Source organism: Pseudarthrobacter oxydans (assembly GCF_013314975.1).
Lineage (GTDB): Bacteria > Actinomycetota > Actinomycetes > Actinomycetales > Micrococcaceae > Arthrobacter > Arthrobacter oxydans.
The window spans coordinates 101,131-113,939 of record NZ_JABTYH010000002.1 but is presented as its reverse complement, the minus strand read 5'-3'; the positions used below and the strand labels follow the sequence as shown (position 1 = coordinate 113,939).

Annotated in this window: 11 protein-coding genes; 3 read left to right on the top strand and 8 right to left on the bottom strand. The window is 66.2% G+C overall.

The window, feature by feature from the left end; genetic code table 11:
* Positions 1-2: 2 nt before the first annotated feature.
* On the bottom strand, positions 3-419 hold the full coding sequence (locus HTS88_RS02095) for a hypothetical protein (RefSeq protein ID WP_174174996.1): 417 nt from the start codon (positions 417-419) through the stop codon (positions 3-5).
* An 88-nt stretch (positions 420-507) separates the two neighbouring features.
* On the opposite strand from HTS88_RS02095, the gene HTS88_RS02090 reads away from it, so the two are divergent.
* Positions 508-1,167, top strand: a complete 660-nt coding sequence (locus HTS88_RS02090) for a helix-turn-helix transcriptional regulator (protein ID WP_174174994.1) — start codon at positions 508-510, stop codon at positions 1,165-1,167.
* 88 nt (positions 1,168-1,255) lie between these two features.
* On the opposite strand, the gene HTS88_RS02085 is transcribed toward HTS88_RS02090, so the two are convergent.
* On the bottom strand, positions 1,256-2,431 hold the full coding sequence (locus HTS88_RS02085) for a serine hydrolase domain-containing protein (protein WP_174174992.1): 1,176 nt from the start codon (positions 2,429-2,431) through the stop codon (positions 1,256-1,258).
* A 198-nt stretch (positions 2,432-2,629) separates the two neighbouring features.
* Here HTS88_RS02085 and HTS88_RS02080 point away from each other — a divergent pair, with 198 nt between their 5' ends.
* A complete protein-coding gene (locus HTS88_RS02080; RefSeq protein ID WP_174174990.1) occupies positions 2,630-3,721 on the top strand; it encodes an SDR family oxidoreductase in 1,092 nt (363 codons plus the stop codon).
* 78 nt (positions 3,722-3,799) lie between these two features.
* Here HTS88_RS02080 and katG read toward each other — a convergent pair whose 3' ends face one another.
* From katG to HTS88_RS02055, 5 genes are all read right to left on the bottom strand, one after another.
* Entirely contained in the window at positions 3,800-6,094 is a 2,295-nt protein-coding gene (katG, locus tag HTS88_RS02075; RefSeq protein WP_174174988.1) for a catalase/peroxidase HPI, read from the bottom strand.
* A gap of 97 nt (positions 6,095-6,191) precedes the next feature.
* A complete protein-coding gene (locus HTS88_RS02070) occupies positions 6,192-6,515 on the bottom strand; it encodes an antibiotic biosynthesis monooxygenase (protein WP_174174985.1) in 324 nt (107 codons plus the stop codon).
* Between the two features lie 80 nt (positions 6,516-6,595).
* On the bottom strand, positions 6,596-6,916 hold the full coding sequence (locus tag HTS88_RS02065) for a DMT family transporter (RefSeq protein ID WP_174174983.1): 321 nt from the start codon (positions 6,914-6,916) through the stop codon (positions 6,596-6,598).
* Entirely contained in the window at positions 6,913-7,269 is a 357-nt protein-coding gene (locus HTS88_RS02060; protein WP_174174981.1) for a DMT family transporter, read from the bottom strand. Before HTS88_RS02060 ends, HTS88_RS02065 begins: the two co-directional genes overlap by 4 nt.
* Positions 7,270-7,387: 118 nt before the next feature.
* The gene (locus HTS88_RS02055) at positions 7,388-7,996 is read right to left on the bottom strand and encodes an isochorismatase family protein (RefSeq protein WP_343044869.1); all 609 of its coding nucleotides are present in this window, start codon (positions 7,994-7,996) and stop codon (positions 7,388-7,390) included.
* A 164-nt stretch (positions 7,997-8,160) separates the two neighbouring features.
* Here HTS88_RS02055 and HTS88_RS02050 point away from each other — a divergent pair, with 164 nt between their 5' ends.
* Positions 8,161-9,120: a GlxA family transcriptional regulator gene (locus HTS88_RS02050; protein WP_174174980.1), complete on the top strand. Its 960-nt coding sequence runs from the start codon at positions 8,161-8,163 to the stop codon at positions 9,118-9,120.
* A 104-nt stretch (positions 9,121-9,224) separates the two neighbouring features.
* Here HTS88_RS02050 and HTS88_RS02045 read toward each other — a convergent pair whose 3' ends face one another.
* Positions 9,225-12,755: a glycosyl hydrolase gene (locus tag HTS88_RS02045; RefSeq protein ID WP_246255899.1), complete on the bottom strand. Its 3,531-nt coding sequence runs from the start codon at positions 12,753-12,755 to the stop codon at positions 9,225-9,227.
* Positions 12,756-12,809: the final 54 nt, after the last annotated feature.

Sequence of the window (12,809 nt, the reverse complement as noted above, 5' to 3'; positions counted from 1 at the left end):
GCTCACCTGAAGATGCCTGTCCCCGGGGACAGCCGGTTCAGGGCGAGGGCGCCGACGAGCAGCCCGAAGTCCCGCAACGCCACATCGTAAAAGCCGCCGAGGACCAGGAGGTTGACGATGATGCCGAGGAGCCAGACGGCCACGAGCAGTGAACCGAACCGCGGCCGCACAGCCACGGCAATGCCGGCGATCACCTCGACGACGCCCACCACGTACATGATGGTCTGGGCGGGCAGGGGCACGATCGCCGTGGCCACCGGGGCGAGGTAAATCGTCCAGTCGACCAGCAGGTTGGTGAACTTGTCCAGCCCGAAAACGATGGGTGCCACTGTGAAGACCGTGCGGAGCAACAGGAAGGCCTGGTGTTCCGCCTTCCGGTCCCGGGCCAACGCCGGCGTGTGGGCTGCTTTTGTTGTCATAACGAGCTCCTTCTAAAAGTAGGTATCTTGATTTTAGAAAGTGCCGTAGATTTAAACAAGAGGAATCTTTTTAGAAAGAGGTGCGGGGATGACCAGGCTTTCGTGGGCACGCCGGGTGGTGGCGCTGTCCTCCCTCGGGGACGAAAAGCGGCGGCAGTTGTACGAGCTGGTGCTCGCTGCCCCTGCCGCCATGAGCCGGGACGAGGCTGCTGAAGCCACGGATCTTCCCCGAAGCACGGTGTCATTCCATCTGGACAGGCTCGTGGCCGACGGCCTGCTTGCCGTGGAGTTCCACAAGCCGGCGGGAAAGTCCGGGCCGGGGTCCGGGCGCCCTTCGAAGGTGTACCGGGCCGTTGCCCGTGAAGTGGGTGTTTCCGTGCCGGACAGGAACTATGACATCGCCGGGGAACTGATGGCAGCGGCCATCGACGAGGCTGCGGCTAACAACCAGCCGGTGCGTGACGTTCTCCTGGCCACCGCCTATGCCAGGGGCAAGGAGCTGGCCGCGGACAGCCAGGGCCTGGAGGACTTCCTCATCGCCCTTGGCTACCTTCCCCGCGCCGACGGCAGCGGCGGGCTCACTCTGCCCAACTGCCCCTTCCACCGGCTCTCCGAGGGGCACCCCGCCGTCGTCTGCGCCATGAACGGCGCCTTCCTCAGGGGGGCGGCTGCCGGCAGCGGCGAGCCGGAAGAACGGGTGGCGGCCAACAACAGCCCGGGCCAGTGCTGCGCCAGGATCGCACCATGAGGAGACCTAGGAAAGTACGACGGCGGGCGGCAAGTCCCTGCGGTGGGCGGTCCTGGAGTGCCGCCGGGGTGCAGCGGACGCGGCAGCCCTAAGGGCAGAGCCGGTCGAGGGTCTCCTGCAGTGCGGATACCATCTGGTCATCCCAGAGGTTCAACTTGTCGTCAGTTTCGGGATCTTCGAGCGCAGTGGGCATCGGCGGCGTGACCAGGGTCATGGTGGCCTGGTACTGGCCGTCGGTGCTGGCGACCGCTGCGGTGCGGTAGGTCCAGAACCCGCCCAGGCCGCCGAACCTGTGGTTGCCGTTGCAGTCCTGGTTCCATTTCCACACACCCAGGCCGTACAACGGGATGGCATCTATTCGGGTCATCTCCTGCACAGATTCCCTGGCAAGGAGGTCCCCGCGGAACAGGGCGGCGAAAAAGTCGTTGATATCGGACACCGTGGAGATGGCCCCGTAGGCGGGCGACCCCACGACGCCCGGCGCGTCAGTGATGTCCAGCCGTTCACCCCGGTGGTTGATGTAACCCCGGATTACGTCCGGTTCACCTCCCGCCGTACGGTCGACTGACGTGTTCTCCAGCCCGAGCGGAGCGATGATGTCCTCGCGCAGCACGTCCGCAAAGGGCCGTCCCCGCAGCTTCTCCACAAGCTGGCCGAGGGCTAGATAATTCGAGTCGGAATAGCGGAAAAAGCCCACGTCCCGGGCGTCCCACGGCAGCTGCCCGGTCAGCTCAAGTCCCCGCTGGGGACTGATGTTTTCGTTGATAACCCGTGGGACGTCGTCGGCCGTTTTCTCCGTTACCTCCTGGAACGACCGCATTCCGGACGTGTGCCCCAGGAGATGGCGGACGGTAATGGGGCCAGGCGGCTTCAGGGCCGTGGTGAAGCTGTCCAGGACTCCGTTGACCGGATCATCCAGGCCGATCAGGCCGTCCTCCACCAGCTTCATGACGGAGACGGCGGTCATTGACTTGGTCACACTGGCCACAAATACCCGGTCCTCCGGAGTTGCAGCATCGTTGGACTCCAGGTTCCGGACCCCATATGCCCTGGACCAGGTCCCTCCCGGCCACCTGACTTCCGCCACCACTGCCACGGCGCCCTGGTCCACGAAATTGCGCATCGTGTTCTCGATGGACTTTGTGGGCGGCGGCGCCGTGCCAAAGGAATCGGGAGGTGGGCTGGGCTCGGAATAGCTGCACGAACAGAGTGCCAGCACCATCGCGGCCAGAGCGCTGAGGAAGGACCTGGGTGAGGTTCGCATGACGCCGCCTGGGGAGAAGCAGCAGTTTGGGACGGGCCGCAAGCGCGCCGCCCCCGGTCAAGGGTTGCCCGGCGCAGCAGTCCCAGCTCCTTAAGTCTAGGAGTGCCGTGGGGTCGAGGAATATCTTCCGGGGCCGGCGGCTTGCAGCAAGGGGCCAGTGCGCCCACGCGTAATTCAGCACAAACCAGGAGGAGCTCCATGACTAGTGGCGCAGGAACAACCGCAGGGACCGAAAAGACCGCTCTTGTTGTGGGAGCGACCGGCATAGCGGGGTCTGCCCTCGTCGACACACTGGCGGGCGAGGGGTGGAGCGTGCTCGCCCTCTCCCGGACGCCCGGTGCTGAGCGTCCCGGAGTCCGGTGGCTCTCCGCGGACCTGACCTCGGCAGCGTCGCTGGCTGCCGCGCTCGGTCCGGAGAATCCCTCCCATGTCTTCTTCACAGCATGGTCGCGGCAGGACACTGAAGAGGAGAACATCTCCGTCAACGCGGGAATGGTGCGGGACCTCCTGGCGGCACTTCACGGCAAGGACGTAGCCCACGTTGCATTGATGACCGGCCTCAAGCACTACCTCGGGCCCTTCGAGGCGTACGCGGCCGGGGAAATGCCGGACACTCCCTTCCATGAAGAGGAGCCGCGCCTGCCGGTCCGGAACTTCTACTACGCCCAGGAGGACGAGCTCTCGGCAGCCGCGGCGGAGCAGGGGTTCACCTGGTCCGTGCACCGCGCGCACACGGTGATCGGGCACGCCGTCGGCAATGCCATGAACATGGGCCTGACGCTCGCCGCCCAGGCCACGCTGTGCCGGGACAGCGGGGAGCCGTTCGTCTTCCCGGGTTCCGAGACACAGTGGAACGGCCTGACGGACATGACGGATGCGGGCCTGCTCGCCGAGCACATGCTGTGGGCGTCCACCACACCGGCGGCCGCGAACGAGGCCTTCAACATCGTCAACGGCGATGTGTTCCGCTGGCGCTGGATGTGGCCGAAGCTTGCCGCCTACTTCGGCGTGGAGTGGGAGGGATACGAGGGATCGCCCCGCCCCCTGGAGCAGTCGATGGCGGGCCGGGAGGACCAGTGGCGGGACATCGCCGCGCGCCACAACCTCAGCGAGCCGGACCTGAACCGCCTGGCGTCCTGGTGGCACACGGACGGCGACCTGGGGCGCGGCATTGAGGTGGTCACGGACATGGGGAAGAGCCGGGACGCCGGGTTCACCGGATACCGGCGGACGCTGGACGCCTTTACCGCCCTCTTCGACCGCTACCGGGCGGAGAACCTGATTCCGTGAGTCGCCGGTAACCACTGGCAAACGTCCGGGCCGGCCGCAAAACGCAGCCGCCCGGACGCGGTTGTCACTGAGGCAGGATCACTTCAGGTCGAAGCGGTCCAGTTCCATGACCTTCACCCAGGCGGCCACGAAGTCGTTGACGAACTTCTCCCGGGCGTCGTCGCTCGCGTAGACCTCGGACATCGCCCGGAGCTGGGAGTTGGAGCCGAACACCAGGTCAACCGGTGTGGCGGTCCACTTCAGCTCGCCGGTGGCGACGTCGGTGATCTCGTAGACGTTCTCCTCATTCTCCGAGGCTTTCCACTTGGTGCCGGGGGAGAGCAGGTTGACGAAGAAGTCGTTCGTCAGGACCTGCGGCCGGTCCGTGAGGACGCCGTGCTTGGAGCCGCCAACGTTGGTGCCGAGCGCACGCATGCCGCCGATGAGCGCCGTCATCTCGGGTGCGGACAGGTCCAGCAGGTACGCCTTGTCCAGCAGGAGGGTTTCCGGCTGGAGCTTCTCGCCGGGACGCACGTAGTTACGGAACCCGTCAGCGCGCGGCTTCAGGTACTGGAACTGCTTGACGTCGGTCTGTTCCTGGGCGGCATCGGTGCGTCCCGGACGGAACGGCACCGTGACGGGGACGCCGGCGTCGCTGGCCGCCTTCTCCACCGCGGCGCAGCCGCCGAGGACGATCAGGTCAGCCAGCGAGACCTTCTTGCCCCCGGCCTGGGACGAGTTGAAGTCCTGCTGCACGCGCTCAATGGCCTGCAACGCCGTCGAAAGCTGCCCAGGTTCGTTGACCTCCCAGCCGCGCTGCGGCTCCAGCCGGATCCGCGCGCCGTTGGCGCCGCCGCGCCTGTCGGTCTTGCGGAAGGTGGAGGCGGCAGCCCACGCCGTGCCGGCAAGCTGGGAGACGGACAGTCCCGAGTCCAGAAGCCGGGCCTTCAGGCTCGCAATGTCCTGCTCGCCGATCAGTTCATGGTCGACGGCGGGAACGGGATCCTGCCAGAGCTGGGCTTCCGGAACCCACGGCCCCAGCATGTGCGGGCCCACCGGGCCCATGTCGCGGTGCAGCAGCTTGTACCAGGCCTTGGCGAAGGCGAGCTGGAACTCGTCCGGGTTCTCCAGGAAGCGCCGCCCGATCTCCTCATAGACAGGGTCGAAGCGCAGCGACAGGTCGGTGGTCAGCATGGTGGGCCGGTGCTTTTTGTTGGGGTCGTGCGCGTCCGGGATGATCTCCGGAGCGTCCTTGGCAACCCACTGGTGGGCGCCGGCGGGGCTCTTGACCAGCTCCCACTCGTACTCGAACAGGATCTCCAGGAAGCGGTTGCTCCAATGGGTGGGCTTGTCGGTCCAGGTGACTTCCAGGCCGGAGGTGATTGTGTCGCCGCCCTTGCCGCTGCCGTACGTGCTGAGCCAGCCAAGGCCCTGCGCCTCAAGGTTGGCGCCTTCGGGTTCGGGACCTACGTGCGCGTCGGCGTCGCCGGCCCCGTGGGTCTTGCCGAACGTGTGGCCGCCCGCGATCAGCGCGAAGGTCTCTTCATCGTTCATGGCCATCCGCTTGAACGTCTCGCGGATAAACGCTGCTGCGAGCTTGGGGTCCGGATTGCCCATGGGCCCCTCCGGGTTGACGTAGATCAGGCCCATCTCCGTGGAGCCGACTTCCTCCGACATCTGGCCTTCGCCGATGTAGCGCTCGTCGCCCAGCCAGGTGTCCTCCGGCCCCCAGAAGATCTCCTCCGGCTCCCACACGTCCTCCCGCCCGAAGGCGAAACCGAAGGTCTTGAAGCCCATGGATTCGAGGGCGACGTTGCCGGCGAGGACCAGCAGGTCCGCCCAGGAGAGTTTCTGGCCGTACTTCTGTTTGACCGGCCACAGCAGCCGCCGGGCCTTGTCCAGGTTGGCGTTGTCCGGCCAGCTGTTGAGCGGGGCGAACCGCTGGCTGCCGTCCCCGGCGCCGCCGCGGCCGTCGTGGACGCGGTAGGTGCCCGCGGCGTGCCAGCTCAACCGGATCATCAGGCCGCCGTAGTGGCCGAAGTCCGCGGGCCACCAGTCCTGGGACGTGGTGAGGACCTCGGTGATGTCCTGCTTCAGTGCCTCGACATCGAGCTTCTGGAACTCCTCGCGGTAGCTGAAGTCCGGGCCGAGGGGGTTGCCCTTGGGGTGGTGGGCGTGGAGGACGGAGAGGTCCAGCTGGTTGGGCCACCAGTCCGCGACCGTCCGCGGCCGGTGCCCCTTGGGCTGGGGTGAGTCAATGGCCGGGTTTTCGCTCTCGCTGCCGTGCGCGGTGACGCTGCCATGGTCCACCGGGCATCCGCCCTCGACCTTGCTGTCCAGGCCTTGGGCGCTTCCGGGAGTGGGTAGAGGAGGGTGTTCCGGACGATCGGTCATGTGCTTCCTTCCATCTGGCCGAGGCCGTGGAGCGGACTCGGGCGGCCGGTTCAACCTTCCCATTTGAACATAGTCGGCGGGGCTGGGGGAGGGGCAGTCACATGGCGGGTGAGTGGCCCTGCTGGGGGACCGAACTGACCAGGTTGAAGTGCTCGACGACGGGAAACGGCTCGTAGAACCGGTGCAGGAGGGCGCGCCACTGCTGATATTCAGGGGATCCCCGGAAGCCAACGGTGTGGTCCTCCAGCGTGCCCCACTCCACCAGCAGAAGGTACGTGCCGGGGGACTCGACGGACCGCGAGAGTGACAGGGAGCGGAACCCGGGCATGGAGGCGATGATGGGCTGGGCGCGGGCGAACGCCGTCTCGAATGCCTCTTCCTGGCCGGGGACAACAGGCAGCAGGGCGTGTTCAGTAATCACCCGGCAAGTCTTGCAAACTTCGCGCGCCGGAGTGTGCACGTCCAGCTCCTGCCGGCAGTCCGGACGACGGGGGCGGGTGCTCAGTGCGCCGCGCCCAGCTCGATCAGCAGGACGCCGCCGATGATGAGTCCGAGCCCCAGCATCATGACGGGGGTGATTGTCTCCTTGAAGAAGACGCGGCTGGCCAGGGCCGTCAGCGCGACGCCGGCCGCGGCCCAGATGCCGTACGCGACGCCGAGGTTCATGCCCTGTTCGAGGGTCAGCGTCAGGAGGGTGAAGGCCAGGAAGTATCCGACGGCGACCGGCACGTACCAGCGCCGCTTACCGGTGGACGCGACCCGCAGCAACAGGGTAGCGGTCACTTCGGTGAGGATGGCTCCTGCCAGAAACAGCCACATCATGAGAGGACCATTTCTTGTTCGGGTTCTGCTGCCGGCGCCTTGTGCGGCCCCAGTTCAACGCAGAGCACGCCTCCGATCACCATGGCGACGCCGACCATCATCACAGGCGTCAGCGCCTCACCAAACAGGAGGGCGGCCAGCAGCACGGTGAGGGTGACTCCCAGCGCGGCCCAGATGCCGTAAGCGACCCCGAGGCCCAGGCCCTTGCGGAGGACTGCGGCGAGGAAAGCGAAGGAGGCGGAATAGCCGAGAACCACCACGATAAAGAAGGCAGGATTATCAAGGGCCGCCTTCAAGGAGAGGGACGCCGTCACCTCGCTCAGGATTGCGCCGGTGAGAAGAATCCACTTCATGAGAAAAGTCCTTGAATGTCGTTGGGGCTTGGTCCCCGTGTGATGCAACCGCAGGAGTGCTGCTGGTGTTCCCGGGCTTCCCACCGCCGAGAACGCTGGGGAGGCCCGGGACGGCTGGTTACGCCTGCGGGACCAGCTCCAAACCGGCAACTGCGGAGCTTCCGAGGTCACTCCCTGGAAGGGCCTGATTCGCAGCCAGGGCACTGGTCCAGGTGTCAGTATCCGCTACTGCTGCCCAGTTCGAGTTCAGTAGCGCGAGCAGCGTGGTGTGCACGGTCTTCGCGTCGGCGGAGCCTGCGTGGTTGGCGAGGTTGATGGCGCCGGTGGCGTCTGAGAGGACTTCGGTGGTGAAGCCAAGGAACTCTGCCTCCACGGCGGAGGCGAGCACGCAGTTGTTGGTCATGTAGCCGGCCAAGGTGACCGTGTCGACGTCGTGCTTCCGCAGCCATTCGGCGAGATCCGTGCCGGCATAAACGGAACCGTACTGTTTGACCAGCTGCTTCCAGTCGCCGGTTTTACGGCCCTCAACCTCGGGGTGCAGCTCGAACCCGGGTGTGCCCGGGGCAAACACGGGTGCACCAACGCCCGCGGAGTGCTGGATCACGGCAACCGGAATGCCTGCGGCAGTGGCGGCGTCAATTGCCCTAGCAATCGTGGGCAAGGACTCCTGATGCGGCGGGTACTGGATCTCGAGGGGTCCGCTGAAGTACTGCTGCTGCACGTCAATGAGGATGAGGGCGCGGCGGGGGGTGCTCTTAATCTTGTTCTCCCTGGTGTTTCTCTCGGCTGCCTGCTTGCAGCTTTTCCAGTCTTCCCGTCGCGGGCGCAGGCTAACAGTGGCACGAAGGCAGATATACGATGGATTCGGGCCAAGCTGTTGGGAGGGGCAGGATGAAGATCGCGGTCTATGCGTTCGATGGGGCAACGATGTTCCACCTCGCCGTTCCACAGATGGTTTTTGACGAGGTTGCCCGCCAGGGCCTTGCGGAGTGGAAGACGGTTCTTTTCTCTGACCAGGAAGGCGAGGTCACCACCGCTGAGGGCTACCGGCTGGGCAAAGTGGAAGGGCCGGAAGCCGCGGAGGCGGCGGACGTGGTGGTGGTGCCGTCATGGTTCGACGACGGGCGCCTGCCGAGTGATTCGCTGCGGCAGGTGCTCCAAGAGGCGCACGGGCGCGGGGTGCCGATCTTGGGTTTGTGCCTTGGGGCAATCCCCGTGGCCGACGCCGGCTTGCTCGCGGGGCGTCGGGCGGTCACGCACTGGCAGGCGTTCGTCTCCCTTGCCGGACGGCACCCTGATATCGCCCTGGACCAGTCCGTGCTCTACATCGACCACGGCGACGTGCTGACCTCGGCCGGAACAGCCTCCGCGCTGGACGCGTGCCTTCACCTGGTGCGTGCACGGCTCGGGGCGGAGGCGGCTAACCAAGTGGCACGCAGCCTGGTCATCGCTCCGCACCGCGAAGGGGGACAGGCGCAATACATTGAGCGGCCGGTGCCTTCCCGCTCCACGGATGATCCAATCTCCCGGTTGCTGGAATGGGCACTGGGCCACCTGGCGGAGCCGCTGACCATTGACCTGCTCGCCGCCCAGGCACACCTGAGCCGCCGGACTTTCGTCCGGTCCTTCCGGGCAGCAACAGGAACGACGCCGGCCGCCTGGATCCGCGCCCGACGCCTCGACGCAGCCCGGCGGCTGCTCGAAACCACAGACCTGTCAATAGACCAGATCTCCGCCGACTGCGGCTTCGGCAACTCCGTTACCCTGCGGCAGAACTTTGCTGCTGCTTTTTCCACGACGCCCACGGAGTACCGGAGGCGTTTCGGCGTCCGGACTGAAAAGGCTCCCTAGTGCGGTGACTTTCAGGGGCCGCCCCGGGACGGCAGTCAAAGCGGTGGCCCGGCAATGGGCAGCCGCTCCGGCTCATGCAGAGTCGGAGCGGCTGCCTGCAGGGCCTACTTGGTCGAGGCCGTCGTCGACAGCCAGGCGCCGGTGCCAACTTCGCTGACCGCCGCAATCCGCACCTGGTACTGGGTCTTTCCAAGGAGTCCGGTGATCTTGGCGCTGGTCGCAGTGCTGACCCCGTCTCCAAAGGTCTTCCAGTTGACCCCGTCGGTGGAGGTCTCAATCACATAGTCCGTGATGGGAAAGCCGGCGTCGGAAATGGGAGCAGTCCATGACACCAGCAGGGACTTGCCCTGGACCTTTGTCACCGCACCGCGGGGAGCGGATGGTGCGGGGAAGGTGCTGGCGGCCACGGGCTGGGAGAACTCGCCGAGTCCTGCCGCCGATACCGCCTGCACCCGTACCTGGTACTCGGTGCCGGCGCTCAGCCCTTGGATCCGGGCTCCGGGCGTGGACGTTACGGCGTCATACACTGGCACCCACTCCGAGGCGCCGGTGGCACGGTACTGCAGCCGGTAGTCGGTGACCGGAGACGAGCCGGTGACGGTCGGGGCAGCCCAGAGGACATCAATGGCGGAACCGCTGACAGGCGTCAGCTTCACTTCGGAGGGACTGCCAGGCAGCCCGGAGGGCTCCGGATCCGGGTCCGAACCGCCGCCGGTGAGGGTGAGCCCTGCAAAGGGAGCCTTGACCACCGAGGTGGCGAGGTCAATGGTTGACGGCGACGTGCCCAGGACGTTCCATAGCTCAACCTTCATGGAACCATCCACCAGGTTCCCAAGCTCGCCCTCAACGGAGGAGAAGCCGAGTTGCGAGGTGTACCGCTCGTATCCCGCCACCGGGTCGGTGGGGAAGTAGTTGTAGGTTTCGATCCGGTCAAAGGTGCCGTCTCCGGTCAGGTCATATGAGACCCTGATGCGCGTTCCGTTGCCTACACCTGCCGTGTCCACCCCGATATCGAACGCGGTCCTGCTGCCTGCAAAGGTGCCGTTCAGGTTCTCTGCCGTCAAGGTGAGGCCGGTTGCCGGATCACCGATTGCGTCCTGTCCGCTGCGGGGTGCGAGCGTTGCCACCGGAGCGGTCCCCGGCTCGGACAGGAATGATCCGTCGGCGCCGAGGTAGAACGTGGTGGTGGTCGGCGCGGGCGGATCGGTGGGATCCGTCGGCTCTTCCGTGCCGCTCGGCGCACCGCCGCCGCTCCAGGTATGAGCCCCGGACGTTGCCGTCTTGCCTGCAGCGACCTCGAGCACGGTGCCGTCGGAGAAGGTAACAGCCAGGGGTTCCTGGGTGATGTTGCTTGCCACGTAGGTCCTGGCGCCGTTCTTAGTGAAGACGGCGGCCATCGGGTCATCAGCGTGAACGCTGCTGTCCAGGGTTCCCAGGGATGCAAGGTTGGCGATCCAGTGGTAGGTGTGGGCCCGGCTCTCGCCTTCCTCCTCCGGGTATTCGCGGTCATTGTCCAGGGCGGAGAGGGCTGCCTGCCCGTCCCCGAGGGCCAGGTAGGACCAGAGGATGTCCTGCCACACGGTGGGGTTGCCGTTGTTCACATCCACCATTTCGGCGTAGTTGGACACCACGTCATCCGGCCGCAGGCCGAGGTACAGGTGTCCGCCGGTAATGGGCAGGGTGTTGATGCCCTGGATCATCTCGGCTTCGGCGCTGAACCACGTGGAATAGGTTCCGCCGTCGCCCCAGATCATGCCTGCGGTGCTGTGGCCGAACGAGTCGGGCATGGCGCCGGATTCGTCGAACCAATACTGCTGGATTGCGGCGGTCTGGGTTGCGTAGAGGTAGATTCCGGCGTCACGGGTTGCAGTGTCTCCGGTGGCCGTACCCCACTGGATGAGGCCGTTGGCGAAGTTCTGTCCCTCGGAACTTGATTCCTGGTTGTTTCCGGCGCCGAAGGCGCCATGGCCGGAAGCCCAGTCGTGGCCGGCGTAGATGTCGAAGTCGCGCAGGTACGGGTAGCGGGTGTCGGCGCGGTCGAAGTTGTTGGCATCGGCGATCAGTTCATCCACCATGCCCCCGAAAGCCGCATCTGCTGCCCACTCAGGGTCGAACCGTGCCAGTGTGGCAGCCGCCACCACGAAGTAGCCATAGTGGAAATGGTGGTCGTTGAGTTCCTTGTCAGAGCCGTACGACGCCGGGAACCCCACGAGGGTGCCCCAGTTTGAGTTGTAGGCGAAGACCTGTTCGGTTTCGCCCGGTGAGGCGGTGAACCAGTTGGTGAGCGTCTCCTTCATCTGGGCAAGGGCAGTGTCGCGCACAGCCGTACGGTCGAGCTGGTCGGCGATTTCCACGATGCGGGCGGCGCGGCCGAGGGCCTTGCCGGTCCAGTAGGTGTCGTCCTTGTCGATGCTCATCGGGTCGGCGGCGACCTGGTCGAGCAGGACGTCCAGGCGGGCGTTCGCCTCACCGGCGCCTGTCGCCACGGCGGGGACCTCGGGCAGCACGCCGGTGAAGGGGGTGTGTGTGGTGAAGGAGGTGGCGCCGACCAGCGTGGTCATGGCCCCGCGCGGGGACACGTAGGTGCGGTCGAGTTTTGCGCCGGCGGAGGGTCCGTCGCCGGTCGCGCCGCCGAGGTAGGCGCTCTGGTGGGGGTAGAGCGAGAGTACGGTGCCGGAGTTGGTTCCCTCCCGCACCTCGGTCTCGGCCGAGTAGGTGGTCTCGACCACGCTCTCCGCCACGTTGTAAACGAAGTCGGCCCGTGTTCCAGTGACCTTGGCATAAGCGTAGGGCGTGTACTGGTCAGCGACGGCCGTGCGTCCCGCGTCGGTATCGGTGGTGCTTGTCGGCAGTGCGGCCACCGAGAGATACCCCTTGCCGTTAAGCGTGCTGCTCAGTTTTGTCCCGGAGACGGTCCAGGCAGCGCCGGTGGGCGCGAAGGCGACGTAGTCCCCGCCGCCGGAGCTGAACCCGATGCGCTCGCCGTCGTTGAGCCAGATGCGCAGGTCGGCGCCGGCGGTGATAACGGCGTCTCCGCCGGCGATGTCGTACCAGCTAAAGGGCAGACCGTGCCCGATGGTGGCGGTCATTGACCGGGTGCCGTCGCTCCAGGAGGGGGTGACGGTCCAGTCGGTCCAGTCGGCGACTTCGACGACGGGGGCGGTGAGCCCCGCGACGCCGACCATGAGGTCTTGGGCGTAGGCGTAGTGGAATTCACCGATGCCGCCCGGCGTGCCGCTCATCGTCGGCGTCGTGGTGTTGGAGAGCCCGAGGCCGGCAGCCTCGGGGAGATAGGAGAGCGGATGCGCGTGCAGGGGCTCGCTGCCCACGCAGTTGTACTTCTTGAACAGGAGGGAGGACCACCAGTCATTGGTGGGAACCGCCCCGGCCGGGGCGGTATCGGTGACGAAGGCCCGTGCATCGGTGGCGAGCGGCGCGCAGCCCTCGGGCGCCGGTCCGATGGTATCGGTGGTGTAGCTGCCGCTGCCGACTGGCAGGGTCTCCGCGTTGGCCGCCCCGGCCGGGATGAGCCCGCCCAGGAGAACGGCGGCCACGCTGAGCACGGCAAACCGGGAGGCCGCAGGGCCTCTTCTCCGGTTCCCCCCGGGTGCCCGGACGTTGTAATGGATCGTCAAGATGTCCTCCATGTGAGTTTCGTGCCGCATCGTTGCTACACGGGTGAGCCGCCC

Excerpts from the sequence above, each read along its gene's own strand:
- HTS88_RS02060 (WP_174174981.1), bottom strand. The coding sequence starts at position 7,269 with ATGAAGTGGATTCTTCTCACCGGCGCAATCCTGAGCGAGGTGACGGCG.
- HTS88_RS02065 (WP_174174983.1), bottom strand. The coding sequence starts at position 6,916 with ATGATGTGGCTGTTTCTGGCAGGAGCCATCCTCACCGAAGTGACCGCT.
- HTS88_RS02090 (WP_174174994.1), top strand. The coding sequence starts at position 508 with ATGACCAGGCTTTCGTGGGCACGCCGGGTGGTGGCGCTGTCCTCCCTC.
- HTS88_RS02080 (WP_174174990.1), top strand. The coding sequence starts at position 2,630 with ATGACTAGTGGCGCAGGAACAACCGCAGGGACCGAAAAGACCGCTCTT.
- HTS88_RS02085 (WP_174174992.1), bottom strand. The coding sequence starts at position 2,431 with ATGCGAACCTCACCCAGGTCCTTCCTCAGCGCTCTGGCCGCGATGGTG.
- katG (WP_174174988.1), bottom strand. The coding sequence starts at position 6,094 with ATGACCGATCGTCCGGAACACCCTCCTCTACCCACTCCCGGAAGCGCC.
- HTS88_RS02050 (WP_174174980.1), top strand. The coding sequence starts at position 8,161 with ATGAAGATCGCGGTCTATGCGTTCGATGGGGCAACGATGTTCCACCTC.
- HTS88_RS02095 (WP_174174996.1), bottom strand. The coding sequence starts at position 419 with ATGACAACAAAAGCAGCCCACACGCCGGCGTTGGCCCGGGACCGGAAG.